Origin of the sequence: Mucilaginibacter endophyticus (assembly GCF_003351025.1) — a bacterium.
Lineage (GTDB): Bacteria > Bacteroidota > Bacteroidia > Sphingobacteriales > Sphingobacteriaceae > Mucilaginibacter > Mucilaginibacter endophyticus.
In genome coordinates this window covers 112,134-136,958 of record NZ_QPCG01000002.1, presented here as the reverse complement: position 1 = coordinate 136,958, position 24,825 = coordinate 112,134, and the positions used below count along the sequence as shown (strand labels likewise).

The 24,825-nt window shown below is 42.5% G+C and carries 28 protein-coding genes; 14 read left to right on the top strand and 14 right to left on the bottom strand.

Annotated features, from left to right (window positions below; translation table 11 throughout):
• Positions 1-62: 62 nt before the first annotated feature.
• The 4 genes from DUL71_RS08115 to DUL71_RS08100 all read right to left on the bottom strand — a co-directional run bounded on the left by DUL71_RS08115 (position 63) and on the right by DUL71_RS08100 (position 3,680).
• Positions 63-839 carry a type 1 glutamine amidotransferase domain-containing protein gene (locus DUL71_RS08115; RefSeq protein ID WP_114937637.1) on the bottom strand — a complete coding sequence of 259 codons (777 nt, stop codon included), beginning with the start codon at positions 837-839 and terminating at the stop codon, positions 63-65.
• Between the two features lie 66 nt (positions 840-905).
• Positions 906-1,748 carry an oxidoreductase gene (locus DUL71_RS08110; protein WP_114937636.1) on the bottom strand — a complete coding sequence of 281 codons (843 nt, stop codon included), beginning with the start codon at positions 1,746-1,748 and terminating at the stop codon, positions 906-908.
• A 237-nt stretch (positions 1,749-1,985) separates the two neighbouring features.
• Positions 1,986-2,792 (bottom strand): helix-turn-helix domain-containing protein, encoded by an 807-nt coding sequence (locus DUL71_RS08105; protein ID WP_114937635.1) that lies wholly within the window; start codon positions 2,790-2,792, stop codon positions 1,986-1,988.
• 75 nt (positions 2,793-2,867) lie between these two features.
• Positions 2,868-3,680, bottom strand: coding sequence for an oxidoreductase (locus DUL71_RS08100; RefSeq protein ID WP_114937634.1), 813 nt, complete (start codon positions 3,678-3,680; stop codon positions 2,868-2,870).
• Positions 3,681-4,006: 326 nt separating this feature from the next.
• On the opposite strand from DUL71_RS08100, the gene DUL71_RS08095 reads away from it, so the two are divergent.
• Positions 4,007-4,387 (top strand): tautomerase family protein, encoded by a 381-nt coding sequence (locus DUL71_RS08095; protein ID WP_114937633.1) that lies wholly within the window; start codon positions 4,007-4,009, stop codon positions 4,385-4,387.
• Positions 4,388-4,464: 77 nt separating this feature from the next.
• Here the strand turns inward: DUL71_RS08095 and DUL71_RS08090 are convergent, their stop codons facing one another.
• Positions 4,465-5,271 carry a helix-turn-helix domain-containing protein gene (locus tag DUL71_RS08090; protein WP_244228719.1) on the bottom strand — a complete coding sequence of 269 codons (807 nt, stop codon included), beginning with the start codon at positions 5,269-5,271 and terminating at the stop codon, positions 4,465-4,467.
• A 429-nt stretch (positions 5,272-5,700) separates the two neighbouring features.
• On the opposite strand from DUL71_RS08090, the gene DUL71_RS08085 reads away from it, so the two are divergent.
• The 5 genes from DUL71_RS08085 (at position 5,701) to DUL71_RS08065 (ending at position 10,606) form a co-directional block, all read left to right on the top strand.
• Positions 5,701-6,450 carry an SDR family NAD(P)-dependent oxidoreductase gene (locus DUL71_RS08085; RefSeq protein ID WP_114937632.1) on the top strand — a complete coding sequence of 250 codons (750 nt, stop codon included), beginning with the start codon at positions 5,701-5,703 and terminating at the stop codon, positions 6,448-6,450.
• A 190-nt stretch (positions 6,451-6,640) separates the two neighbouring features.
• A complete protein-coding gene (locus DUL71_RS08080) occupies positions 6,641-7,507 on the top strand; it encodes a type 1 glutamine amidotransferase domain-containing protein (protein ID WP_114937631.1) in 867 nt (288 codons plus the stop codon).
• A gap of 210 nt (positions 7,508-7,717) precedes the next feature.
• Positions 7,718-8,740 (top strand): SLAC1 family transporter, encoded by a 1,023-nt coding sequence (locus tag DUL71_RS08075; RefSeq protein ID WP_114937630.1) that lies wholly within the window; start codon positions 7,718-7,720, stop codon positions 8,738-8,740.
• Positions 8,741-8,909: 169 nt separating this feature from the next.
• The gene (locus tag DUL71_RS08070; RefSeq protein WP_114937629.1) at positions 8,910-9,605 is read left to right on the top strand and encodes a type 1 glutamine amidotransferase domain-containing protein; all 696 of its coding nucleotides are present in this window, start codon (positions 8,910-8,912) and stop codon (positions 9,603-9,605) included.
• Between the two features lie 263 nt (positions 9,606-9,868).
• Positions 9,869-10,606, top strand: coding sequence for a helix-turn-helix domain-containing protein (locus DUL71_RS08065; RefSeq protein ID WP_244228718.1), 738 nt, complete (start codon positions 9,869-9,871; stop codon positions 10,604-10,606).
• A gap of 102 nt (positions 10,607-10,708) precedes the next feature.
• Here the strand turns inward: DUL71_RS08065 and DUL71_RS08060 are convergent, their stop codons facing one another.
• On the bottom strand, positions 10,709-11,539 hold the full coding sequence (locus tag DUL71_RS08060) for an AraC family transcriptional regulator (RefSeq protein ID WP_114937627.1): 831 nt from the start codon (positions 11,537-11,539) through the stop codon (positions 10,709-10,711).
• 598 nt (positions 11,540-12,137) lie between these two features.
• On the opposite strand from DUL71_RS08060, the gene DUL71_RS08055 reads away from it, so the two are divergent.
• From DUL71_RS08055 to DUL71_RS08030, 6 genes are all read left to right on the top strand, one after another.
• Positions 12,138-12,986, top strand: coding sequence for an oxidoreductase (locus DUL71_RS08055; RefSeq protein ID WP_114937626.1), 849 nt, complete (start codon positions 12,138-12,140; stop codon positions 12,984-12,986).
• Positions 12,987-13,070: 84 nt separating this feature from the next.
• Positions 13,071-13,769: a type 1 glutamine amidotransferase domain-containing protein gene (locus tag DUL71_RS08050; protein ID WP_114937625.1), complete on the top strand. Its 699-nt coding sequence runs from the start codon at positions 13,071-13,073 to the stop codon at positions 13,767-13,769.
• Positions 13,770-13,890: 121 nt separating this feature from the next.
• Positions 13,891-14,787 (top strand): helix-turn-helix domain-containing protein, encoded by an 897-nt coding sequence (locus DUL71_RS08045; protein WP_114937624.1) that lies wholly within the window; start codon positions 13,891-13,893, stop codon positions 14,785-14,787.
• A gap of 102 nt (positions 14,788-14,889) precedes the next feature.
• Positions 14,890-16,257, top strand: a complete 1,368-nt coding sequence (locus DUL71_RS08040) for an NAD-dependent succinate-semialdehyde dehydrogenase (RefSeq protein WP_114937623.1) — start codon at positions 14,890-14,892, stop codon at positions 16,255-16,257.
• A 183-nt stretch (positions 16,258-16,440) separates the two neighbouring features.
• Complete coding sequence (locus DUL71_RS08035; RefSeq protein ID WP_114937622.1) at positions 16,441-16,830, top strand: tautomerase family protein; 390 nt, start codon at positions 16,441-16,443, stop codon at positions 16,828-16,830.
• Positions 16,831-16,862: 32 nt separating this feature from the next.
• A complete protein-coding gene (locus DUL71_RS08030; protein ID WP_114937621.1) occupies positions 16,863-17,594 on the top strand; it encodes a YoaK family protein in 732 nt (243 codons plus the stop codon).
• On the opposite strand, the gene DUL71_RS08025 is transcribed toward DUL71_RS08030, so the two are convergent.
• Positions 17,587-18,165 (bottom strand): TetR/AcrR family transcriptional regulator, encoded by a 579-nt coding sequence (locus DUL71_RS08025; RefSeq protein WP_114937620.1) that lies wholly within the window; start codon positions 18,163-18,165, stop codon positions 17,587-17,589. The two genes, DUL71_RS08030 and DUL71_RS08025, sit on opposite strands and share 8 nt — an antisense overlap.
• Positions 18,166-18,377: 212 nt before the next feature.
• On the opposite strand from DUL71_RS08025, the gene DUL71_RS08020 reads away from it, so the two are divergent.
• The gene (locus DUL71_RS08020) at positions 18,378-19,127 is read left to right on the top strand and encodes an SDR family NAD(P)-dependent oxidoreductase (RefSeq protein WP_114937619.1); all 750 of its coding nucleotides are present in this window, start codon (positions 18,378-18,380) and stop codon (positions 19,125-19,127) included.
• Positions 19,128-19,231: 104 nt separating this feature from the next.
• Positions 19,232-19,531 (top strand): DUF1330 domain-containing protein, encoded by a 300-nt coding sequence (locus DUL71_RS08015; RefSeq protein WP_114937618.1) that lies wholly within the window; start codon positions 19,232-19,234, stop codon positions 19,529-19,531.
• Positions 19,532-19,614: 83 nt separating this feature from the next.
• Here DUL71_RS08015 and DUL71_RS08010 read toward each other — a convergent pair whose 3' ends face one another.
• The 7 genes from DUL71_RS08010 to DUL71_RS07975 form a co-directional block, all read right to left on the bottom strand.
• Positions 19,615-20,340 (bottom strand): RibD family protein, encoded by a 726-nt coding sequence (locus tag DUL71_RS08010; protein WP_114937617.1) that lies wholly within the window; start codon positions 20,338-20,340, stop codon positions 19,615-19,617.
• 55 nt (positions 20,341-20,395) lie between these two features.
• Positions 20,396-20,743 (bottom strand): hypothetical protein, encoded by a 348-nt coding sequence (locus DUL71_RS08005; protein ID WP_114937616.1) that lies wholly within the window; start codon positions 20,741-20,743, stop codon positions 20,396-20,398.
• A 167-nt stretch (positions 20,744-20,910) separates the two neighbouring features.
• Positions 20,911-21,444, bottom strand: a complete 534-nt coding sequence (locus DUL71_RS08000) for an OsmC family protein (protein ID WP_114937615.1) — start codon at positions 21,442-21,444, stop codon at positions 20,911-20,913.
• A gap of 16 nt (positions 21,445-21,460) precedes the next feature.
• Positions 21,461-22,219, bottom strand: a complete 759-nt coding sequence (locus DUL71_RS07995) for an SDR family NAD(P)-dependent oxidoreductase (RefSeq protein WP_114937614.1) — start codon at positions 22,217-22,219, stop codon at positions 21,461-21,463.
• Between the two features lie 291 nt (positions 22,220-22,510).
• Positions 22,511-22,951 carry a DUF2147 domain-containing protein gene (locus DUL71_RS07985; RefSeq protein ID WP_114937612.1) on the bottom strand — a complete coding sequence of 147 codons (441 nt, stop codon included), beginning with the start codon at positions 22,949-22,951 and terminating at the stop codon, positions 22,511-22,513.
• Positions 22,952-22,998: 47 nt separating this feature from the next.
• Positions 22,999-23,772, bottom strand: a complete 774-nt coding sequence (locus tag DUL71_RS07980) for a helix-turn-helix domain-containing protein (protein ID WP_161964394.1) — start codon at positions 23,770-23,772, stop codon at positions 22,999-23,001.
• A gap of 55 nt (positions 23,773-23,827) precedes the next feature.
• A complete protein-coding gene (locus DUL71_RS07975; protein WP_114937610.1) occupies positions 23,828-24,643 on the bottom strand; it encodes an oxidoreductase in 816 nt (271 codons plus the stop codon).
• Between the last annotated feature and the right edge of the window lie 182 nt (positions 24,644-24,825).

Below are 24,825 nucleotides of genomic sequence, written 5' to 3'. Positions count from 1 at the left end.
GTAGATTGATGGGATAAAGCTTAGAAAGCCGGTTTTCACCAGCTTTCTAAGGGTATCAAATATTAGTTTGACGCCACTGGTTTATTAAGTGCATTCAACACCTTTTCGCCAATCAACGAAGCCGACTGTGGGTTTTGGCCGGTGATCAAAAGACCGTCCTGAACTACGAATGGACTCCAATCGGCACCTTTTTGATAATTACCACCAAGCTGTTTTAACAGGTCTTCAGTTAAGAAAGGAACCACTTTTGTCAAACCAACTGCTTCTTCTTCGCCATTAGTGAAACCGGCAACGGTTCTGCCTTTTACAAGAGATACGCCGTTTTTGTCAACTGCATGTTTCAGGGCCACGGGGCCATGGCATACAAAAGCAATAATTTTACCGTGGTTATAAAAGTTTTCGATAAGCTTTTCAGAGGTTTTATCTTCAGCCAAATCCCACATTGGGCCGTGGCCACCTGGATAAAATACCGCGTCATAATCTTTTTGATTTACAGTGCTCAGTTTTACAGTTTTACTCAATTTCGACTGTAAAGCGGCATCTGACTGGTAACGTTTGGTAGCTTCAGTTGCAAACGATTTGTTTAAGCTGAAGGTATCGATGGGCGCCTGGCCACCTTTAGGCGAAGCAATGGTAATTTCTATGCCTGCATCGTTTAAGGTGTAATAAGGAGCTGCAAATTCTCCAAGCCAAAGGCCGGTTTGCCTGTCAATATTACCCATTTTGTCGTGTGAAGTTACTACGAACAGGACTTTTTTAGGCTTATTGGTTTGCGCTTTTACCTGGAAACCCAGGGCTGCAACGAACATAGTTGCGAGGATTATGAATTTAGTTTTCATCTTTTTCTGTTTTTAAATTGTTATTGGATATTTATCGAAATTCCCTTAGCGGGGCGGTTATTTTAATTATGCTTGTTCTTTTGGAAAATCAGCGCCTACACTGGTTTCAGCCCAGGCATCGTAATCTGCTTTTAAGGTTGTTAATTTGTTATTTGCACCTTTATAAGAAGCCTCACCTAAAAGAAGTCTTAAAGGAGGGTTCTCAGATTCAACCACTTTGATGATGGCTTGCGCTGCACGGACAGGATCGCCGGCTTGTTTACCGCTTCCATTACGGATATTATTTTTGTTTGCTTCAGCAGTCGCTTTGTAATCTTCAATAGTGTTTGGCGCTTCGTTAGCTGAACGGCCAGCCCAATCGGTGCGGAAACTACTTGGAGCAATGGCTGTAACTTTAATACCCAGAGGGGCTACTTCTTTTGATAACGATTCGGTGTAACCATCAACAGCAAATTTGGTTGCGCTATAAAATCCTACAGCAGGATAGCTCACCAAACCAAGGATCGAAGTCACGTTCAGGATATGGCCACTGCGTTGTGCACGCATGACCGGTAATACCTGGTTAGTCAATTTCGCCAGGCCGAAGAAATTGATCTCGAACATGCGGCGAACTTCGCTTTCTTCGCTTTCCTCGATAGAACCGAAATAACCAATACCGGCGTTATTTACCAATACGTCAATTCGGCCGAATTTCGAAGTAATTGCATTTACAGATGAAACAATTTCATCTTCTTTAGTAACATCCAGCGTTACTGTCAGCGCAGTTTCAGGATAAGCAGCCAGGATATCGGCTACATCATTGGTGTTACGGGCACCTAAAGCTACCTGGTAGCCTGCTGCCAGCACTTGTTGTGCTAATTCTTTACCGATACCAGAAGAGGTTCCGGTTATAAACCATACTTTGCTCATTGTCTTTTTTATTTTAAATAATCAATGAGTCAAAGGTAGATCGGCAGGCCACCCTGAAATTTATACGATTGTAAGCAATGTTTGCACGATTTGCCGAAGCGGGTTTTTGTCGACTTTTACGTGACAAAAAAGGTGAGCAGGAATGACATTGCAGCCAAATGATGATCAAATGGCCATAAGTTCCTTATATTTTTAGGGTTAGGTTGGTAATTAATTTATTGACAAATTGAGGTATTGTTATAAAGTACCGAGACTCGAAGCATTATAACCAAACCTCTTTTTAAAAGAAGTAGAAAAATGCGAAAGGTTCTCAAACCCGACTTCCTGATACACCGCAACCGGTGACAGTTTCTGTTGGGCGATCAGGAAATGCGCACGTTCCAGTCGTTTTTGCATCAACCATTTTTCGGGTGTTATTTGGAATATCTTTTTGAAATCCCGTTTAAACGTTGCCAGGCTTCGGCCGGTTAAGTGGGCAAATTTAGACATGGGGACATTGTAAACATAATTCTGACTCATGAAAGCCTCCAGGTCAATTTTATAAGGCGTAGCAAAATCCAACAATAGATTTGCAAGTTCCCGATGGCGTAAAAGCAATTCTATCGCTTCGTTAGTTTTCAGCAATGCCAGGTGTTCCGTTAGCGGGACATCCGAATTAAAATAAGGAAATAGCGAATCAAAGTATCCTTTTATGAACTGATCATTGCTAAGATCGACGATGGGATGACCGTCATAAATCTTTTCGGCCGTTTTTTGATGCTCAGAACTGTACTTTTTCAGAATATCCTGATTAAGAAATACATTAAGCGACTGGAAGGGGGTTCCATCTGCTGCGGGATATTTGACAGCTTTTACCAAAAGGTTTTTGCGCAGCAGGCCAATAGCCCCTGCCTTCCCAACTATCCTCCCCTGATTACTAAAAAAATGTACTTCGCCTGAGATCACATAGCTCAATACGTGTTCCTCCACCAACTTCTCTCCACTACGTTCCTTTTCCACAGAGCAGGAATATAATATATTGTATTGTAATTCATTCTTTTTCATAATCGAATCGATTGATACAAAATTAGACACTTTGTGCACAAGTACCTGATTTTCAATTTTCCTAAATAGAGGCAGTTACTTCAACTGCCCCATAATCACTTTATCCAGGGCGCTGTCGCTTAGCCATCTTTTCATGAAAAGGACTGGTTTCGCCAAATAGCCCTTTGCGTATCGGGCCTTAGGTTTTGCAACTTCAATGGCATCCTTAATTAAGACAGCAATTTCAATGGCCGGGATATTATTTTTTTCAGTTTTTTCGCTGATTTTCTGTGCGCTTTCAATCAAGCCCTTATATGATGAACCCTCGGCTGTTTTCATCGCATTCCCGATGGCGATAGTCCCCCATTCGGTTTTTACACCGCCCGGTTCAATCACGATAACATCTATACCGAAAGGCTTCAGCTCTAAGCGTAGGCTGTCACTTAAACCTTCAAGTGCAAATTTACTCGCATGGTACCAGCCACCAAGCGGAGCCGCCATTTTGCCCCCAACTGAAGATATGTTTACTATTTTACCAAAGTATTGTTCGCGCATGTGTGGAATAACAAGCTGAATCAGTCTGGCCAGCCCAAAAAGGTTGACTTCCATCTGGTAGCGGGCGTCTTTCAAATCTACTTCTTCAATTGCTCCATATTGCCCAAACCCCGCATTGTTGATCAGTATATCGATTTTTCCCTCGGCTTTAAAAATTTCGTCTACACCATTTATCATTGATTGCTCGTCTGACACATCCATTTTTAGGGTAGCGATGCCAAGCGGTTTTAAATCATCCATTTGTTCTAATCGCCTGGCAGCGGCATATACTTTATACCCATTTTGTGCAAGCAACTTTGCTGTTTCCTTTCCCATGCCGGAAGATGCCCCTGTGACCAATACTGTCTTTTTCATATTTCCTATTATTTGATGCCCCAAGGGAATCCTGTTGATAATAATCGCTGTAATCGCTTTAGTTAATTACTATTAAGATACAAATATCGGCTGCTGATGACGCTCGATGGTTTTCTGAAAGGTTCAATTTACTTTCTCTAAAAGCTCATAAAATATAATCTCTTTAGATATTATTTATAAATCGTGCAAACATTGCGTACAATCGTATAAACTCCCCCTCCTTATTACAGATATTTTTGTTTGATAGGATTACAGGAAATCATCACACAGACGATATCCTCTGTTCTTTATTTGATATATTTTGTTAATCTCTAAATTTTAAAATCATGCCATTGATAACAGTAACCGCCCTGAAGGGTAGAACAAAAGAAGAAAAAAGGAAAATCGGAGACGCCATTCAAAATGCCTTAAGAGAGGCCGGAACTCCGATTGCTGATCGTTTTCAACGTTTTTTCGATATGGACGAAGAAAATTTAATTTTCGACAGGTCTTATCCCGAAATGCAGGAACAACGATCTGATAAGTTCATCATCATTGAAATCTTGTTTTCGGTAGGCAGAAGCGTAAAGATTAAACGGAAAATCCTGGCAACTTTAATTTCAGGGCTTCAAGAGTTGTCGATTGAGCCTAAAGACGTATTCGTTGTTTTTAAAGAAACGGCCTGGGAAAACTGGGCATTTACCGCCGGGCAAATATTACATGCCTGATCTTTAGATTGTATCTGATTACCATGAAAAAGAAGCCTTCCAGATATAACATTCAGGAAGGCTTTTTGATGTCATCATCATTGGATCAAATCGTTCTCAATTGCGGGAGTCGTTTTAATAGTCTTGCCCTCGGTAGATCTTTTGGGAGAATAACCGAAATATTTTTTAAAGGAATAAGAAAAATGCGAGAAGTTTTCAAATCCAACCTCGACGTAAACATCTGCCGGTTTTATCTTTTTTTCAAAAAGTAAGTAATGTGCAAGTTCCAGGCGTTTTTGCATCAACCATTTTTGCGGTGGCGTATTAAATGATTTCCTGAAATCTCTGTTAAACGTAGAAATACTCCGACCTGTAAGCAAACTAAAATTTTCCAGGGTCAGGTTAAACATAAAATTTTTCTCCATATAGGTCGCAATATCAATTTTTCCAGGATCACTAAAATCGGATAACAATCCATCAATGCTTTCATCGATAGCACGTAGAATAGTAAGGGCCTCTTCAAGTTTAAGTTTGACGAGCTCTTCAGGCAGATCCTGCTGCATGTCAAAATATGGCATTAGTGAAGTCACAAAGCTTTCAAGGAGCGGGTTTTTATCATAAGACTTTACTTTTTGCCAGGATTTTAGTTTGGCACTGCTTTTCTGCTTTGCGTAATAGTCCTTTAATTGTTCAGGTCTGAATGTTATCAATATACACTTAAATGGCAACCCATCTTTAGGATATTTAATCACGGTGGAGAGCCTGTTTCGTGGAACAAGGAATGTGTCACCCATTCCGAACACATGAGTATTTTCAGCAAGGACGATTTTCATTTCACCGGAAACAATCCGCATTAAGGAATGAAATTCCCAAATAGCCTCGGCTTTAAAAAATTTATCGGCCATACAGGAAACAACAATAGGAGCATATTTGGGCCTTAACACTTGCATCATCAAAGGATATAAATTAAACTAACAATAAATTTACTTTAAAACATTTGAATTTATACATTAAAAAAAAGGCCATTCTAAGCACCCCTAAATCCCCCCCTTCATAATCTTCTTTCAATGAGACTGTTCCCAGGAACTGGTACGCTCAACAAAATAAATTAGATACGCACAGCAAAATTATTGGTGTCGGCGAGGGCTATTTTTGCTCTAAAACAAGTAAAAGCTAACCCAATATCCTTAGTTCGAGCATAAAAAGTATGAAATGAGATATTATACTTAAGGTCGGTATGGATAATGGTACCCGTGTACCGAACCGAATTGCTATACAAGTGTGCCTGCTTCAAAATAAAAAAGATAAATCAACTTAAAATTCAAATTACACCAATGAAAAAATTAGCTGACAAAGTAGCCGTAGTAACCGGTTCATCTAAAGGGATTGGGGCAGGAATAGCAAAAGGGCTCGCAGCCGAGGGTGCAAGTGTCGTGATCAACTATTCCTCTTCACAAGAAAGCGCCGATAAAACTGTCGCCGAAATTATTGAAAATGGCGGAAAAGCCATCGCAATTAAGGGAAGCGTAGTGTGCGAATCGGACATCGCCCGGTTATTTGAAGAAACTGTTAAAACATTTGGGACGGTCGATATTCTGGTTAACAATGCTGGCGTTTACAGGTTTGCCCCACTGGAAGGTATTACCGCCGAAGATTTTCATTTTATGTTTGACATTAATGTGCGTGGCGTTTTCCTGACAACCAAAGAGGCCGTAAAACACTTTAACGGTTCGGGCGGAAGTATCATCAATATAGGTTCGGTTGTTACCTCGCTGGCCCCCGCAGGAAGCTCCGTGTATAATGCTTCTAAATGTACAGCCGATATCATTACCAAGTCTTTATCCAAAGAACTCGCCGGCCGGAAAATACGCGTTAACTCCGTTAACCCCGGCATGGTCGATACAGAAGGGAACCGGGAAAAAGGTATCATCGGTACACCATTTGAAGATATGATGCTGAACATGACCCTGCTCGGGCGTGCAGGTCAACCTGGAGACATTGCCGATGTCGTAGTATTTCTCGCCTCGGAAGATTCCCGATTTATGACCGGTGAGGTGCTGCGCGTAACCGGCGGTATGGCCTGATCTCGTATCAGTGAATACAACGCAATAGCTTTACTTAACCGGTGAAGCTATTTTTGCTTTACGACAATCCTTTTTCCATACGTATACAGCCCCTTCGGCAAATCGTGCAAACATTGCATACAATCGTATAAACCTATCCGTTCAGGCGGAAATAACTTTGCTTCATCAAATTATTAAAATAACAAAAAAAATGAAAACGAAAATTAAATTAATGTTAGCCGTGGCCGTTGCTGCGCTAATGATGCATACTTTGCCGGTTGCGGCACAAGCAAGCAAAGGCAAAGTGTTAATAGTAATGTCAGGTGGCCATATATTGACACTTGCTGATGGTAAAGCTTACGCAACAGGTTACTATCTGAACGAAGTTGCCGTTCCGCTTCAGGCACTGGTTGATGCTGGTTATACACCTGTTTTTGCCAACCCGAATGGTGATACGCCATCAATGGATGCCAGTTCTAATGTTGACAAATTCTTTGGTGGCGATGCCAACAAACGTATGAAGGCCTTACGTTTCCTTGACAGCTTTGCGGGCTTACATCACCCACGTTTGCTGTCTTCAATTGTAGGTCATACACAAGATTATGTGGCCGTTTTTGTACCCGGCGGACACGCGCCAATGATTGACCTGGTGAAAGACAAAAACCTTGGCTTGATACTTCGCGACTTCCATAAAAATGGCCGTCCCACTGCTTTGATCTGTCACGGACCAATGGGCTTGTTGTCAACCCTTCCTGAAACTGATAAATATAATAAGGAACTGGTAGCAGGTCACTTTTCAGCCCTGGGTAAACTGGCGCACGACTTCCCTTACGCAGGATACAAAATAGCAGTGTTCTCGAAACCAGAAGAAAAAATGATCGAAACTCCACAGCTGGGTGGCCCAGCTCCCTACTATAATGACGAAGCGCTTGCCGCAGCCGGTTTAAAAGTTGAAAATAACAAGCCTTGGCAACCAAAAGTTGTGCAGGATCGCGAATTGATCACCGGCCAACAACCTTTCTCTGATCATGCTTTCGCAGACGCGCTGATTGCAAAAATTGCAGCTTCACGTCGTTAATAACGAATAAATCATCAGAAATCAGACAGCTCAATTAACAATGCGATGATCGTGAATGGTTCTGAATAAAACAGAACCGCTCACGCTTCATAAATCATCATCTATCTACGATTCGAACATTAAAAGAGAGTGACCATACAGTTGAATAGCTCTCAACTGTATGGTCATTTTTTTTAAACCAACTTTTACCAATTAAATGAAAAACATACCATGGAAACGATCGAAAATAAACAACCAAATTTTTTGCAGTTTTTCCCCTTAACTTTTTTTGCAGTTGTCAGTAGTTTAAGCAGCCTGGCTTACGCCTGGAGCTATTTCGGTAACAGCTTTAAAGAAGCGATCAGCTTCGCGGCTGTAGGACTATTCATTATCTTCTGTATATTATTCCTCCTTAAATGGATCAAATACCCGCAATTGGTTAAACAGGATTTTAATCACCCCATTGGCGTTAACCTTTACGCTATATTTTTCACCGCCTTTTTACTGGTAACCGGCCTCGTTCATCCATATGCACCGCAATTGGGTTTTGTACTCTGGATCATCGCGTCGATAGCGACTTTTGTCTTTACCTACTCCCTTTTTACCCGCTGGATCAGCCAGCAACAGAATGTTTTGCATGCACTGCCAGGCTGGACAATTCCGATTTTTTGCTTACTGGATATTCCCTTGACAGGCTGGTCATATGGAGGAGCAGCGGTTCATGAGATTGGCATTTTCTTTTTTGTCGCCGGTTTTCTACTTACCTTTCTTGTATTTATTCTCGTATTTCAAAGACTTATTTTCCAGGAAGGCTTGGCAGCAACGTTACAGCCAACCTTATTGTTATTGGCGGGACCATTCGCGTTATTATATTCCAATTACCAGCAAATAGTCGGAAAACAGGATCTGACAGCAGATTTTTTCTTTTACAGCAGTATATTTTTATTGCTTTTATTGGGACGCAAACTCTTCTTCTTATTAGTGAAGGTTCAATTCACAATAACATGGTGGGCAACCAGTTTTCCATTAGCCGCCATCACCGCAGCCGCTTTCCGCTTTGCATCGCATTCCGATTTGCCAGGGGCTAAAATTGTGTTGTTTATTTTGCTCGGTGTCTCAAGTTTGGTTTTCCTGATGCTTTTCTTTCCGACCCTTCATTATATCATTTCGCATTTTATTGTTAAAGAATGCCCTAAACCTGAAAACAGGATATCACTAACCGACTACAAGGCCTCTGTTATGTCGTCTAAATAACGGCTTTAATACCCTTCAACGGAATATAAATAATGGTCAAAAACACACAACAAAGCATTCCGGCAAATCGTGCAAACATTGCATACAATCGTATAAATTTCCCGAAAGCTGCTGATCTAACTTTGTTGTATCAAATTAAAAGAAACAAAAAAATTAAAAAATTAAGATCATGAGCACTAAATCAAAAAAAGTACTGTTCGTAGTAACATCACACGATCAGTTAGGTAACACCGGTAAAAAAACAGGTTTATGGATCGGCGAATTCGCTGCCCCTTATTACACTTTAGCAGATGCAGGATACGAAATCACCATCGCTTCTCCTAAAGGTTTCGGCCCTATCGATCCATTTAGCCAGATTGACCAGTTTGCTACAGATGCAACCAAAAGGTTCGATACCGACGAAGTTTTACAGGCCAGGTTAAACAATACCGCATTGCTGAACGCTGTTTCAGAAGGCGATTATGACGCTATCTTTTTCCCTGGCGGCCATGGCCCGATGTGGGATCTTGCAGAAGATCAAAAAGCAGCCGATCTGATCGAAGCCTTTTATCACAATGGTAAACCAGTTGGGTTATTATGCCATGGCGTAGTTGCCCTCAAAAAAGCAAAAGCTGCTAACGGCGAACCACTGATCAAAGGCAAAAAAGTGGCAGGCTTTACTAATAGCGAAGAAGCAGGTGTTGGCCTGACAGAAGCCGTGCCATTTTTAACAGAGGATTTATTGAAAAGCTTAGGTGCTGATTACCAGAAAGGTGATAACTGGAGTGCATTCTCTGTTGTAGACGGTTTGCTGATTACCGGTCAAAACCCTCAATCCGCACAAATTACCGGCGAAAATTTATTGAAAGCATTAGCCGAAGCCTAATCGCTTCGCGACAGGACGCATAGTAACGCCCTGTGTTTTTCAATGTTTTGCTCTCACAATAACACCTGCACACAAAAGTGCGGGTGTTATTAATAATTAAAAAGATGAAACATTTTAGCACCATCAGCGAGCTTCATCGCGTCAATAATTATCCGCGCCCTGAGAATCCATTGATTAGTTTGATCAGATGCAATCAGGAATTCTTATGTTCAATTGCTGCAAGCGAGTTCACAAGTGACTTTTATATGATCAGCTTCAAGAAAATGAAATCAGGGGTTTTCAAATATGGCCGGACTAAATATGACCACGATAACGGATCGTTATCCTTTGCCAGTCCGAGGCAGGTAGTAGAGATGAGGGATATCGAGCTGGAAGAGGGTGGTTTTGTAATTTATTTCCACGAAGACTTGCTGGCCGGGCACCCATTGCGCCAGGCAATTAAAAATTACAGTTATTTCGATTACGACACCAACGAAGCATTGCACCTTTCCCCAAAAGAAGTAGAAATTCTTTGGGAACTGTTTGAGAAAATCGAATTGGAATATCTAAATAACCAGGATGAATACAGCAGGGGAATCATGCTTGGGCATATTGAATCTATTTTGAAATATTCTCAACGCTTTTACAAAAGGCAGTTTAACGACAGGTTTGAAAATTGCGGTAAAACGGTGACCCGTTTTAACGACATATTGAATCAGCACTATTCTGGCCAGGATTTACTGGATAAAGGGCTGCCTTCGGTTAAGTTTATAGCTTTAACACTGAATATGTCAACACGATACCTCAGTGACCTGTTAAAAAATGAAACCGGAAAAACCAGTATTGAGCTAATCCACATTTACCTGATATCGGAAGCAAAAAATCTCATAAAGGGGTCTGACCGGAATATTAGCGAAATCGCCTATGCGTTGGGCTTCGAAAATATATCTTATTTCTCGCGCTTATTTAAAAGGGAGATAGGTCTGAGCCCCCTTCAATATAAAAAGCACCTGCTGAACTAATAAAGGGTGTTGTTTGGGTGTTGTTGATTGTTTAGCTGGAGCGGGGTAGGTTTAAAACTTATCCCGCTTTTTTGTTATCATTAATTGTTTAGTTCTGTTTGATCAGTTTTTTTCCGGGCTACCTTTTGTTCCGGGAAATGCTGTAGGAGAATAGCCGAAGTGTTTTTTGAAGCAAAAGGAAAAATGGGAAAAGTTTTTAAAGCCTGTGTCGGAGTATACTTCCTTAGGTTTCTTTTTTTCAACCGCAAGTTGATAGTGGGCCAGTTCCAGGCGTTTAGTGATCAGCCATTTTTGCGGCGTAGTTTGAAATATAATCCTGAAATCCCTGTTGAAAGTTGAAATACTACGGCCGGCAAGAAAAGCGAGTTTTTCTAACGGCATATTATGCATGAAATTTTTCTCCATGAATACGGCAAGATCTATCTTGTCCGTAACAGAATAGTCTGCCAGTAAGCAATCCACGCTATCATCTATTTCCCGCAGTATCGTTAATATTTCGTTTATTTTAAGAGCAGTCAATTCATCTGGCAGTTTATTTTCCAGATCAAAATAAGGTATAAGCGAAGCGAAAAAACTGTCTAACAGTGGGTGGCGTGTATAAGCCCTTACCCGTTGCGCAGGTGCATGTTTGGCTTTTACTTTATTTTTGGTAAAATATTTCTTAAGATGCTCCGGCCGGAAACGCACCAGAATACAACTAAAAGGCGAGCCGCCTTTTGCTCGCTTGATTACGGTGGTCATCTGCTTTCGCGGCACCAGGAAAGTATCGCCCGTGACAAACGTCTGAGACTCGCCCGCTAAAATAATTTTCATCTCTCCGGACAGGATGCGTATAAGTGAATGAAACTCCCATTCCGCATCAATCTTGAAAAATTTCCTTTCTGTGCACGAGATCAGTATACCAGCATGTTTATGTCGTAATCTGGACAGCATACACTAAAGCTATAAATAATAAATGTATTTAAAATTTCAGCAATACAACCGGAGCATTTTCGCGCTTTCCGGCGTGGGGGCCTAAGCGCAGTTAAGAGCAGCCTCAAAACGCTAATATTCAATTCCTTGCATTCTAAAAAATCAAATTAGTTTTTTCGACGGGCTCATCGGTGAAATTTTTAGCACATAAAATTTGATATGTACACCAAATTTTTCACTTCTGCAAGAAACTAAATTTGATTGTAAAAGGAAGCGGATATAAAGAAATAAGGTTTGTCAAAATCATGCCGGACAATTGTAGTTCGGAGTGATTAGTGCACATTAAATCAGGATGAATTCGTAAAGTTGAAAATGTTGTTTTAAGACTTTTCAATGTTAAGGCATGCGCATTAAACAATCGACTATTACTTACCGATACCGACTGTAAACCAGACAATTATAACTTTATGCGTATCTCTGTTTATCCCGATGCTCCTACCGTATTCACAATAGTCCTCTTCTGTCCGGAGAATCGTGCAAACATTGCCTACAATCGGATAAACCTTGCCGTCCGGACTGCTCTACCTTTGAATCATCAATCATTAAAAAACATAAGACAATGAAAAAAGTATGGTTTATCACCGGGGTTTCTTCCGGCTTAGGAAAAGAGTTAGCTAAACAAGTACTGGCTGCCGGTTACCTGGCCGCAGTAGGTGCCCGCAAAATTGAAGATGTGGCGGATATCGTCGCTGCCTATCCTGGAACATCCTTGGCCTTAAAGCTGGATGTAACCAATGCCGATGAAATTGTTTCTTCTGTAAAAGCGATTGAGCAAAAGTTCGGACGCATTGATGTGTTGGTTAATAACGCGGGTATCGGCTATTTCGGCTCCATTGAGGAAAGCGAAGAAACTGAAGTGCGCCGCATGTTCGAGATCAATTTCTTCGGACTGGCCAAACTAACCAACGAAGTATTACCCATCATGCGCAGCCAGCGCAGCGGTCATATCGTCAACATTTCATCCATACTTGGTTTAATGAGCGCCCCGGCAGTGGGCTTTTACAGTGCAACAAAATTTGCGGTTGACGGCTATTCTGAATCACTATCGAAAGAAGTTGCGCCGCTGGGTATCAAAGTTTCAATTATAGCTCCAAGCAATATCCGCACCGACTGGGCGGGCCGTTCTGCTAATGAAACGTCTGAAACTATGGCCGATTACCAGGCTACGGCAGGCATTGTCAAAAACCATCTCCGTAGCATCAGCGGCAGACAAGATGGCGACCCGGTCCGGATGTCTGCAGCAATCCTGAAGATCGTAGCATCCGAAAATCCGCCGTTAAGATTACTATTAGGTAATGACTCCTTCAATGAAGCGAATGCCAAACTTGTTGCCGCCAAAGCAGACTATGACGCATGGGCTGAAACCAGCGTAGGCGCAGATTTTCCGAAGGAAGCAACACAGCATTAATATAAAACAGAAGTATACAAAACAGACCAGGCTGTACAATCCTCAATCAATACATCATTAAAACACCTTTTAAAACAGAAAAACATGAGCACCAAAACAAAAAAAGTACTATTCGTAGTAACTTCACACGACAAAATGGGTAATATCGACAGACAAACCGGCCTTTGGGAAGGTGAATTTGCAGCGCCTTATTACACTTTAGCTGATGCCGGTTACGATATCACTATAGCATCTCCAAAAGGTGGTGTAGCCCCTATCGACCCATTTAGCCAGATACCTCAGTTTGCAACAGATGCAACTAAAAGGTTTGACGGCGATGAAGCTGTTCAAGCAAAATTGAAAAACACTGTATTATTGAGCAGCGTATCAGAAAGCGATTATGATGCCATCTTTTTCCCTGGCGGCCATGGTCCGATGTGGGATTTAGCGGAAGACCTTACCGCAGCCAAACTGATAGAAACGTTTTATCAGCACAACAAGCCGGTATCACTGCTCTGTCATGGTGTTGTTGCATTAAAACACGCTAAAGCTGCTAATGGCGAACCATTGATCAAAGGCAAAAGAGTAGCCGGCTTCACTAACGGTGAAGAAGAAGCAGTTGGCCTGACTCAGGTAGTTCCATTTTTAACAGAAGACCTAATGATAAGTTTGGGTGCCGATTATCAAAAAGGAGATGATTGGAGTTCATTCTCAGTTGTTGACGGACTCTTGATAACCGGTCAAAACCCACAATCAGCAGAATTGGTAGGCGAAAAATTATTAGAAGCCTTAACCAACGCTTAATCACCGTAGTAAAGGCTTTGATTAACCGAGGGTAATTTTCGATCTTCAATCATACAAAGGAAATAAACCATACCAGGAAACCTGCACTAATCAGCGCAGGTTTCATAAACCGACAAGAAAAATGAAACATTTCAGCACCATAACCGACCTGCATCGTCTTAATAATTACCCTGAACCTGCACATCCCCTGCTCAGCCTGATACGTTGCGATCACCGGACTTCATGTTCGATTGCTGCCAGCGAATTCACGAGCGATTTTTACATGATCAGCTTCAAAAAAATGAAAGCCGGGGTTTACAAATATGGCAGGACGCAATACGATCACGATAACGGGTCGCTATCTTTTGCCAGTCCGCGACAGGTAATTGAGATCAGGGATGTTGAAATGGAAGAAGACGGTTTTGCGATTTATTTCCATGAAGATTTGCTGGCCGGGCACCTGCTGCACAATGATATCAAGAATTTCAGCTTCTTTGATTATGATACCAATGAGGCCTTGCACCTGTCTCCCAAAGAAGAAGAAATCATCTGGGAGCTGTTTGAAAAAATCAATACAGAATATCATAATAACCAGGATGAGTTTAGTCGGGAAATCATGCTGGGACATATTGAATCCATTTTGAAATACTCCCAGCGTTTTTATAAAAGACAATTTATCAGCCGGTTCGAAAAATCAGGCAAAACAGCCACCCGCTTTAATGATATGCTGAAACAGCATTTCGTCGGCGAGAACATGCTGGATAAAGGTCTTCCATCAGTAAAAGACATCGCCTTCGCCCTCAATATGTCAACCCGTTATCTCAGTGATATGCTTAAACAGGAAACCGGAAAGACATCTATAGAGCTCATTCATATTTTCCTGGTGTCCGAAGCAAAAAACATGATAAAGGGGTCTGACCGGAATGTAACGGAGATCGCCTACTCATTGGGCTTCGAGAACATGCCTTACTTTTCGCGGCTCTTTAAACGAGAAATCGGCCTGAGCCCGCAGCAATACAGAAAGCAACTACAAAACTAAAAACTAACGCCTGGCTTAGTCTTCCACTGATGCATTTTTTGCCTCAGAAGGCTTGACTATTGCCCGAAATTTTAAAAAAAACATAAAATCAAACTACCAACCATGGAAATTACATCAATCAACCCCGCAAACGGGCAAAACATCAAAACCTACACGCTTGATACGCCTGAACAGGCAAAAGCTAAAATCGCAGCTACCCAGGAAGCCTGGCTGAGCTGGAAAAAAACCACCTTCGAAGAAAGAAAAATCTTGCTTCATAAAATGGCCGGCATACTTCGCACACGTGCAAATGAACTTTCGGTATTAATGGCCAACGAAATGGGCAAACCCGTTACACAGGGCCTGGCCGAAGTTGAAAAATGTGCCTTCGCTTGCGAATATTACGCGGATAACGTGGAAACATTTTTAAAAGATACTTTAGTAGAAACCGATGCCAGCAAAAGCTACTATACTTACAACCCGATTGGTATTGTGCTGGCAGTAATGCCCTGGAACTTCCCTTTGTTCCAGGTATTTCGTTTCCTTGTACCTGCTTTAGCTGTGGGTAACGCCGGCGTGTTAAAACATGCTTCAAATGTACCGGGCTGTGCACTGGTTATCCAGGACATTGTTGAAGAGGCTGGTTTCCCTAAAAATATTTTTCAGACTTTAATGATCGGCAGCAGGGATGTGGAAGCAGTTATTGAAAACGACTATATCAAAGCCGTAACATTAACCGGCAGCAACGCCGCAGGTTCTAAAGTGGCTTCAAAAGCAGGTGAACTGATCAAAAAGACTGTTCTGGAACTTGGCGGCAGCGATGCTTATGTCGTATTGGAAGATGCAGATCTTGACCTTGCTGCCCAGGTATGCGTAGATGCAAGATATGTTAACTCGGGCCAAAGCTGTATTGCAGGTAAAAGATTTATCGTCGTTAAATCTGTTATCGAAGAATTCACTAAAAAATTCGTGGAATTTGCCAAAGCCAAAGTGGTAGGCGATCCTTTAGACCCTAAAACCCATATCGGTCCTCAAGCACGTGTTGACCTGCGTGATGAGTTGCACAATCAAGTGTTGGCTTCGGTGGCAGGTGGCGCAAAATTAGTATTAGGCGGCGTAGTACCTGATGATAATACCGCCTTTTATCCGGCAACGGTATTAACGAATGTAAAGCCAGGTATCGTTTCTTTCGACGAGGAACTTTTTGGCCCGGTTGCATCGATCATTGAAGCTGAAGACGAAGAACACGCTATTGAGCTGGCTAATCAAAGTCAGTTTGGTCTGGGTTCGGCTGTATTTACTACTGACATCGCCCGTGGCGAAAAGATCGCTGCTACCCGCCTGGAAGCCGGCATGGCATTCGTAAACGCCAATGTTAAATCTGATCCACGCATCCCGTTCGGCGGTGTTAAACAATCAGGTTATGGCCGTGAATTAAGCGTATGGGGTATACACGAATTTGTAAACATCAAAACCGTGTATATCCGCTAATCAGCAGGCCCTGCATCTACTATAACTACCCCTATGAAGCCATTTCCAGGCAGTCAGATTTGGCATTAAATGAAAATAAGACTACAGCACCATGCGGCCGGGTTACGCCGGCTGTATGGTTGTTAAAGCTACCCTTATTAAGTTTTTAGATATAGTGATTTATAAACATTAAAATTTAAAGCAATGCCGTACTTACAAATAGAAGTTCAAAAGTTTTATCCTATCGAAACCAAAAAACACCTGGCGAAAGAATTAGGGGCAGCCTATGCCGAAATCATGGAAGCCGCGGTGGAAAGAGTGACCATTAGTATCAGGGAACTTGGAGAAGGCTCCATCTGGAGGTGCAGCAAAGACGAACCCTGGCCCGCAGCCATTATGATGCTGGATGTGCGCGCCGGGCGTACGCCGGAAACCCGGGAAGCCTTGTCCAAAAAATTTATTGAAATCTGCAATGAAGTTTTGGAACTGGAGGTCAATCAACTAAATATTGAGTTCACCCAGCACACCGGTGATGAAATGTACCACCAATGGATGGGACACCTGAGTAAGGATTGGGTGGCCGGGGAAAAATAATTAATAGTTCCATCTTCTTATTTCTACCCCCTATGAAACGTCCAAAACAGATTGCTCTGATCACTATCCTGCTGTCCGTTACAGCGGGGTATTGCGACTCCGTTACCTTCGTGTCGCTACAGGAATTTTTTTCATCGCACGTTACCGGTAACCTGGTGGTGTTTGCCTACGATGTGGTCAAACATGTTGATACCAGCGGATGGATCAAGCTGCTTAGTTTTCCCGTTTTTATAGTCGGGGTAATTGTGGGCGGCGCCATCGACTCCCATTCAAAGAGGCCATACCTTTTATTATTCATAGAAGGTATTATCCTGTTCTTGTTCGGTGCTATATGGCTCATTTTGTTTTTCACCGGCAATATCCCTGGCGAAACACCGGAATATATTGGGGCGATGACCGTCGTTTTTGCCATGGGGCTGCAAAATGCCTTCGCCAAAATTCATCCCAAGAAGACCTATGGGCCGACGACCATGATGACGGGGCTGGTTATCGAAGCGGCATTGAATATTGGCGCGATCTTCAGGATTAACGGAGTATATGCATTATCTGAGGTAACCTTGTATCGCCAACTGATGACCATCGGGGCATTTCTATTCGGATGTATTTCAGGCGCACTGCTGGGCCAGTGGATGGGACTCTCGGCATTTGTCTTTCCGGGTATATTTCTCGTCGTTTATTGTTTCAGGGCAAAACTCGCTATCGAACAGCACCAGGGTGTGACCCACACTTTAAGCAGCGCGGTCATGAAAAGGATCGCTAATTAAGCGCTTTGATGGCTAATGCGATGATATCCTTAAATACTTTCTTATCTGGATTGGACTTAGCAGTAGCCCGGATGCCTTTTGCTGTATTTAAGAAAAATTTTGCCATTGCCCGGGCATCTTCTGCCTTACTGATCTCCCCACGCTTTTGTCCCTTCGTTAAAACATGATAAAAAACATCTTCAATATCCTGGTCGCTGTTGACCACCATATCGTGAACTACTTTATCATGCAGGGAAAGTTCTATCTCGCTGTTCAGCATAAAACAACCCTTATGTTGCTGGTCCTGAACTACAACTTCAGCAATAAATTCAAGCAACTTTTTTACGGTTTCCTTAGCGGTGTCGCCCTCGTTAATAACCTTTTTAATTTCCGAAGAGCTGAATTGCTGGTAATGCCCCAGGGCTTTAAGGAACAAACTATGCTTATCAATATAGGCGCGGTACAGCGTCGATCTGCTCAGGCCAAGGCCGTCCAGCAGGTCTTGCATGGAAGTACCATTATAGCCTTTAAGCCAGAAAAGCTGCATCGCCTTTTCAAGCGCTTCATCTTCGTTAAACTCCTTCGTTCTCATGGGGTTGCAAAAGTAATCAATATCGGCGCTTTAATTACTAAAGCAAAATTAAATGACACTGCACGCAGATTTCCAGACGATTACGATCGCCCTCTCCCGCTACTGTGTCATCGCAAAACAATAAAAAATCTTTTGGGAACAATCATTCCCAAAACAAATATACATTTGTGGGAACAATCATTCCCGATAGAAAAATATAAAAAACTAAAAAAATGAAAAAGTTAGAAAACAAAGTAGCAGTAGTAACAGGTGCATCAAAAGGTATTGGTGCCGGTGTTGCAAAAGGTTTGGCAGCAGCAGGTGCCAGCGTAGTTGTAAATTATGCATCATCTAAAGAAGGGGCCGACAAAGTGGTTGCCGAAATCGTAGCTGGTGGTGGTAAAGCCATCGCAGTTCAGGGCGATGTGTCAAATGAAGCCGATATCGCCCGTCTGTTTAAAGAAACCGCGAATGCCTTTGGTAAAGTAGACATTTTGGTAAATAACGCGGGCGTTTTCCGCTTTGAACCACTGGAGCGCGTAACTGCCGAAGATTTCCATTATATGTTTGACACAAACGTTCTTGGTTCTTTATTAACTTCTAAAGAAGCAGTTAAACACTATAGCCCGGAAGGTGGCAGTATCATCAATATCGGTTCTATTGCCGCACAACTGGCACCGGCAGGTGTTTCTGTTTATGCCGCTGCTAAAGGTACCGCCGATGTGATCACCAAATCACTATCAAAAGAATTGGCGTCAAGAAATATCCGCGTTAATTCCATCAATCCCGGCATGATCGATACCGAAGGTAATCGCGAAAGAGGCATCATCGGCACCCCATTGGAAGAAATGATGATCAGCATGACCCAATTAGGCCGTGTAGGTAAACCGGATGATATCGCTGACGTAGCCGTATTCCTGGCTTCTGACGAATCACGTTTCATGACCGGTGAAATATTGCGCGTAACCGGCGGTATGTTTTAATCGATCAACGAAGAACTTTTAACCCGGCAACGTTTCATTCAATGAAAGTTGTCGGGTTCATCAAAACACTTAACAATTCACTCAACACTTAAAACATCAAAATCATGGGAGCTTACATCATTTTTATCAAAGAAAAAACACTGGACCAGGCTCAATTGGACACCTATTCAAGCCTCTTACCTTCAGCAGCTGAAGGGTTTAACTTCAAGCCTTTGACCGCCTACGGCCAGAAAAAGGTTGTTGAAGGCCCGGAAGTTGAAGGCGTTGTTGTTTTGGAATTTCCTTCATTTCAGGAAGCCGAGGATTTTTACAACAGCCCGCGTTATACTGAAGTTAAACAACACCGTTTTAAAGGCGCGGTTTATACAGCAGTTATAGTGGAAGGTTTCAAACAACCGGCGTAACAAGAAAAACAGAAATTATTTTTGACTTCATACACAAAAAAAGCGGCTATTGTGCCGCTTTTTTTGTGTATCAACTATGGCCGCTATTCCCGGCCGACCACCTTATAGGTGAGCCAAACTGCATCGTCTTCAATTTTTCTTACTTCCTGTAACGACATCAGCGTTGCGCCACCTTTTTTCTTTTTCGCATCTATCTCAAACATAGTGGAAGTTTCAATGGTTCCATCTGCCATAGGCAGAATAACCTGGTTAACCTCGTCAATTAAGCCTTCATTCAGGAATGAGCCGTTGATTTTACCGCCGCCCTCCAGCATCAGCTTTTCGATTCCGAAAAGGCTGTATAATTTCTCTAAGGCGACTTCAAGATTTACCACAGTTTTTCCGGCAAACAGGTAAGAAAGGCCTATGTCTTTTAAATGAGCCAAGTATGCATCTGGTACGGCCTCCGTAAGAATGGTGATAACGTGGTCGTCACCGATCGTCGGTTCTTCCCAACCTAATTTAGCACTGCCATCAATGGTAATGGCAAATCGTTTAGTGTTGTGTGTGGCAACGAAATCTTCACGGCTGATTTCGTGATGCCCTTTTTTCAGAATGGGTTTTGCATAATCTGTAAAATCCTTTTCCATCGTAGTACGGCCGACGATCCACGCAGGTATTCCGATTCTGTCTTGAACTATCTCGAATTTATCGGCAAGTTTGTTAACTGTCGGGGTATCACCCCATTTTTCAGCAAGTATTTTGCCATCAAGGGAAGTAACCATCAAGCAAATGACGTATGGACGTTTTGTTTTTTCATCTTTTTTCATGGCTGATAATTTTTAATAAGAAGTTGATATAATTAGTGATTTTATAAATGTAGAGTCAATCAATTGCAAGTAACTGTGTGTTGATGAATGAGGAGGCCGAACGGCTCTGAAAGGCCTTGATCTTTAATAAAGATGACGGCTGCTTTACAAGAGATAGATACCCGGCAAATAGCATGATAATTAATTTAATATCCAGCTCAGCACCTAATGATTCCTTAATAATTGCTTTTGAGATGAGCATCAAACTCCGTTTAATACCCGATCTTGAAATTTTGATCTGGCCGAATAGCCGATCGAATAAATTCACCTTCGGCACCAGTGCTTGCGTACCGATGCTTAACAAGCATTGGTTACTGCACATATCTAAATTGATATCTTCAAAAACTGAGTATAATGTTTTCATTGTGTGATGTTTGATAAAACAAAAGTACCCTGACAATGAACCTTATCTTTATACGATTGTAGGCAAAGTTTGCACGATTTGTTAATTTGATAACCCGTTAAAATAAAAGCCCCCGGACGGGTCCGGGGGGCTTTTATAGCTCGTTATAAAACCAGCATTTTTATAATTCAACATTTGCTTGTTGTCAGGATCACACTGTCAACCAATGTTCGGTAATTTGGCGATGTTTGCTGAACTTTCCTTATAATCTCGTCATAATCATCCTTCGTACCGTTCCCTTTTACATCGTAATGAAATTCTATTCTCTCAAATCCAACCGGCGCGTTTGGATCAATTCCCAAAAAGCCCAGCAGGTTAAGATTTCCTTTGATAGTAAGAACAACGCTTTCCAATTTGATATCTTTTTGCGAAGCGCCAACTACAAAACCAACCATCATACAACCGGCAAGGCCGGCAAATAAATAATCCTGCGGTGTTGGTGCCTGATTATTACCCAAAAGCTCCTGTGGCTCGTCAATTTTAAAGCTAAAGTCCTTACTGATTTCCGCAGAGCCAACTTTCTGGCTTTCCGTCCGGATTTCGGTGCTAACGCCGCCTAACCAATTAGCAGTAATACCGTAACTGGATATTGCTTCTGCCGGGTTGCGGGTAATGATCTGGGTATAAGCAGCAAGCCCATCTAAATTTATTCCATTAAGCATATATAATCCTCCCAAGTTAATTTCGTCCAGCCATTACACCGCCATCTATGTCCCATATCGCGCCGGTAACCCATGCGCTATTCTCAGATAGCAAAAAGTCAATCGTTGCGGCTACATCTTCAGGGCGCCCAACTCTGCCTATTGGATGAAAGTCGTTAAAGCCCTGAAGCGTTTCCTCTATTTTATCTTTCTCGATGAAGGCACTATAAATAGGAGTAACCACTACTGCCGGCGCAACGGCGTTAACACGAATGTTGCCGGAGGCAAGTTCCATTGCCAGGTGCTGTGTTAAACTGTGCAAACCCGCCTTGGCCATGGAGTAGGCTGATGATGGAGTTGCTTTGATTGCCTGATGCGCCCACATAGAGCCAATGTTAACGATCGATCCGCCGCCATTGCTGGTGATGATCTTTGCCGCAGCTTGCGTAATAAAGAAAAACGCTTTATTAAAACCGTGATAAATGTCATAATCCTGCTCTGTATGATCAAGGAAAGGCACCGGGTTAAAATAGCCTGCAGCGTTAACCAGGAATTTTAGATCAGGGGCTTGTTCAGAAAGATTTTTGGCCAACGAACGGACCGCAGCCATGTCAAGTAAATCGAGCCCAATTGTTTTCACGGCGCCAAATACTGACATTTCGGCTTTTACGGTATCAAGGTTATGATCTGGCCTGCCGACAATAATCACTTCAATTCCTTTTTTTAATAATCGGGTTGCGGTAGCTTTACCCATTCCTGTGGTTCCGCCAATGATAAGCGCTTGTTCCTGTTTCATAAAAGAATATTTAAATTTTCTCCTATGACGGCCAATGCTAAAAAAGATGCAAAAAAATTTTAAATATTTTTCCAGCCTTAACTTTTGGCCGGCACTTCTTTGCAATATGGTTGGATATCTAAACCAATTGTTTCGCCTTTTTATCAAAAAGAACCGCGCAAGCGTTTCTTTAATTTTGTCGTTCCCCGTCTTAGATATGGTGATTTTTTGCAAGCAGGACAATTACCCGGTGTCTAACGGCCATCAACTGTCCGGCGTTCGACAAACAAGCGATGCTGTTTAGTGGTAGGATTATTCTTTCACCCTCACCCATTTGACGGTTTGCCCAAACAAGGTAAAGCCCAGGAAGCCGCGCATTTCCAAATCATTATCGTCGAGCAATTTCATTTTTAACCGGTAGGTTTTTCCATTCGTCGAGTTATATATCTGACCACTGCTGTATTCACCATCACTATAAATCAGATCCGTAATAAAGATCAACCCGATACGATTCCTCGATCTTAACAGAGGATCGGGGTTAAGATTGTCCTTCAATGAAGTTTTGCCATCTTTTTCGTAGAGCAGCGTTCCCCACAAAACCTTTCCGAAATATCTATTGTCCGACCGGTAGATTTCGATCTTCGCATTTTTAGCGACCGTCATCCAAATACCAAGCACTTTATCGCTTGCAGATTGTGCAAATAATGTACTGTTAACAAGGCATAGTAAGCCCAGGAATACTATTTTTTTCATCGTAGTAAGCTTTGATGTTTCAAAAAAATCTAAAAGTTGTTTAACCTTCAGGTCAGTGCCGACGGGTTATACCCGTAGAGTTTTTTAAAGGCGGATGAAAAGTGAGAAAGGGTCTCGAAGCCAACTTCTGAAAAAATGGATACCGGAGCCTGTTTGCGTTCGGCAATTAAAAAATGCGCACGCTCTAACCTTTTGTTCCGAATCCATTGTTCAGGTGTGCTGTCGAAGATCTTTTTAAAGTCCCGTTTAAACGTGGTCATGCTGCGCCCCGAGAGCCGGGCAAACTGGGCCAGTGAAATGTGATAAACATAGTTTTTTTGCATAAACGCTTCCAGATCGATCTTTCCCGGTTCGCTGAAATCAAACAGCATGTTTTTCAATTTGGCATCGTGCTGCAACAGTAAGGCGACCGCCTCGCGGGTCTTTAATTCCGCCAGGCTGGGTGTCAGCGTTCTCCCTGTCTGGAAAAATGGGACCAACGATTCAAAATACCCTTTCAGAAACAGGTTTTGGCTGAGATCAAGGGCCGGTTCCCCGGTATAGGCGGTGTCGGCAATGATATTTTCTTCCACGCTAATTTTCTTCAAAATGGCTTGGTTTAAAAGAATCGCAATGGAACGAAAAGGAATATCCCCCCGTTCGGGATATTTGATGGTTTTCAATAAGGTATTCTTTCGGGCCAATGCAATAGTACCCGGGCCGGAAACATGTGCTTTGTCCCCAATAACAGTGCGGGATACCCCGCTAATCCGGTAAGCGAGCGCGTGCTCGGGAACTAAATCTTCTCCGCCCCGATGCGCCACCGCGGCACAGGTAGACATGATAATATTGTATTGATGCGCAGAGTACGACATACCTTTTTTTAAATATCGGTAATTATTTAAAACGCTGCATCATGAATTTATCGAAGGCGGCATCGCTCAGCCATTTTTTCAAAAAGAGGATCACGCCCGCCATGCTGCCGGCTGAATAACGTGCTTTGGGCTTCTTAGCCTCAATCGCCTTTTGGATCGTTCTGGCAATTTCTACGGGCTCGGAAAATTTGTCCTGTGCAGCATCGATCTCTTTGGCTTTATCAGCCATAGCTTTATAGACGGTATCGCCAGAAACGCTACCCGCATGGTTCGCAGCAATTCCGGCCCATTCAGTTTTAACGCCTCCGGGTTCAATAACGATCACGTCGATCCCGAATTGTTTCACTTCCATCCGGAGGCTGTCGCTTAAGCCTTCTACCGCAAATTTGCTGGCGTGGTACCAGCCGCCCATTGGTGTGGCCATTTTACCGCCGATTGAGGTGATGTTAATGATTTTTCCTGAATGCTGACGGCGCATGTGCGGCAATATCAGCTGGCATAACCGTGCCAGGCCGATCAAATTTACTTCCATTTGATAGCGTGCATCTTTCATAGCAACATCCTCTACGGCACCGAAGGATCCAAACCCGGCATTATTAACGAGGATATCGATATTTTCTTCTCTTTTAATGATCTCATTGACCCCTTGCACCATGGTTTCGTCGTCAGAAATATCCATCGCCAAAATCTCAATGCCAGCCAATTTCAGGTGCCTCATTTTTTCCACCCTGCGGGCAGCTCCGTAAACTTTATAACCGTTATTGGCTAAGAGTATTACTGTAGCCTCGCCAATGCCAGACGAGGCCCCAGTAACTAATGCAACTTTTTTCCTTTCCATTTACTGAAGATTTAATAACACAAAGGTCTTTTAAATCTACAACCGAAGGTTTTCCCAGCGGCCCGAATTACTTACATCACAAGACCGGAATTCAGTTATTCAATCTTTTTGACAATAATGCGGAATGCCCAGGGACAATATAATGGAATTGTCCCACGAATTTATGATCCCACAAACGGATA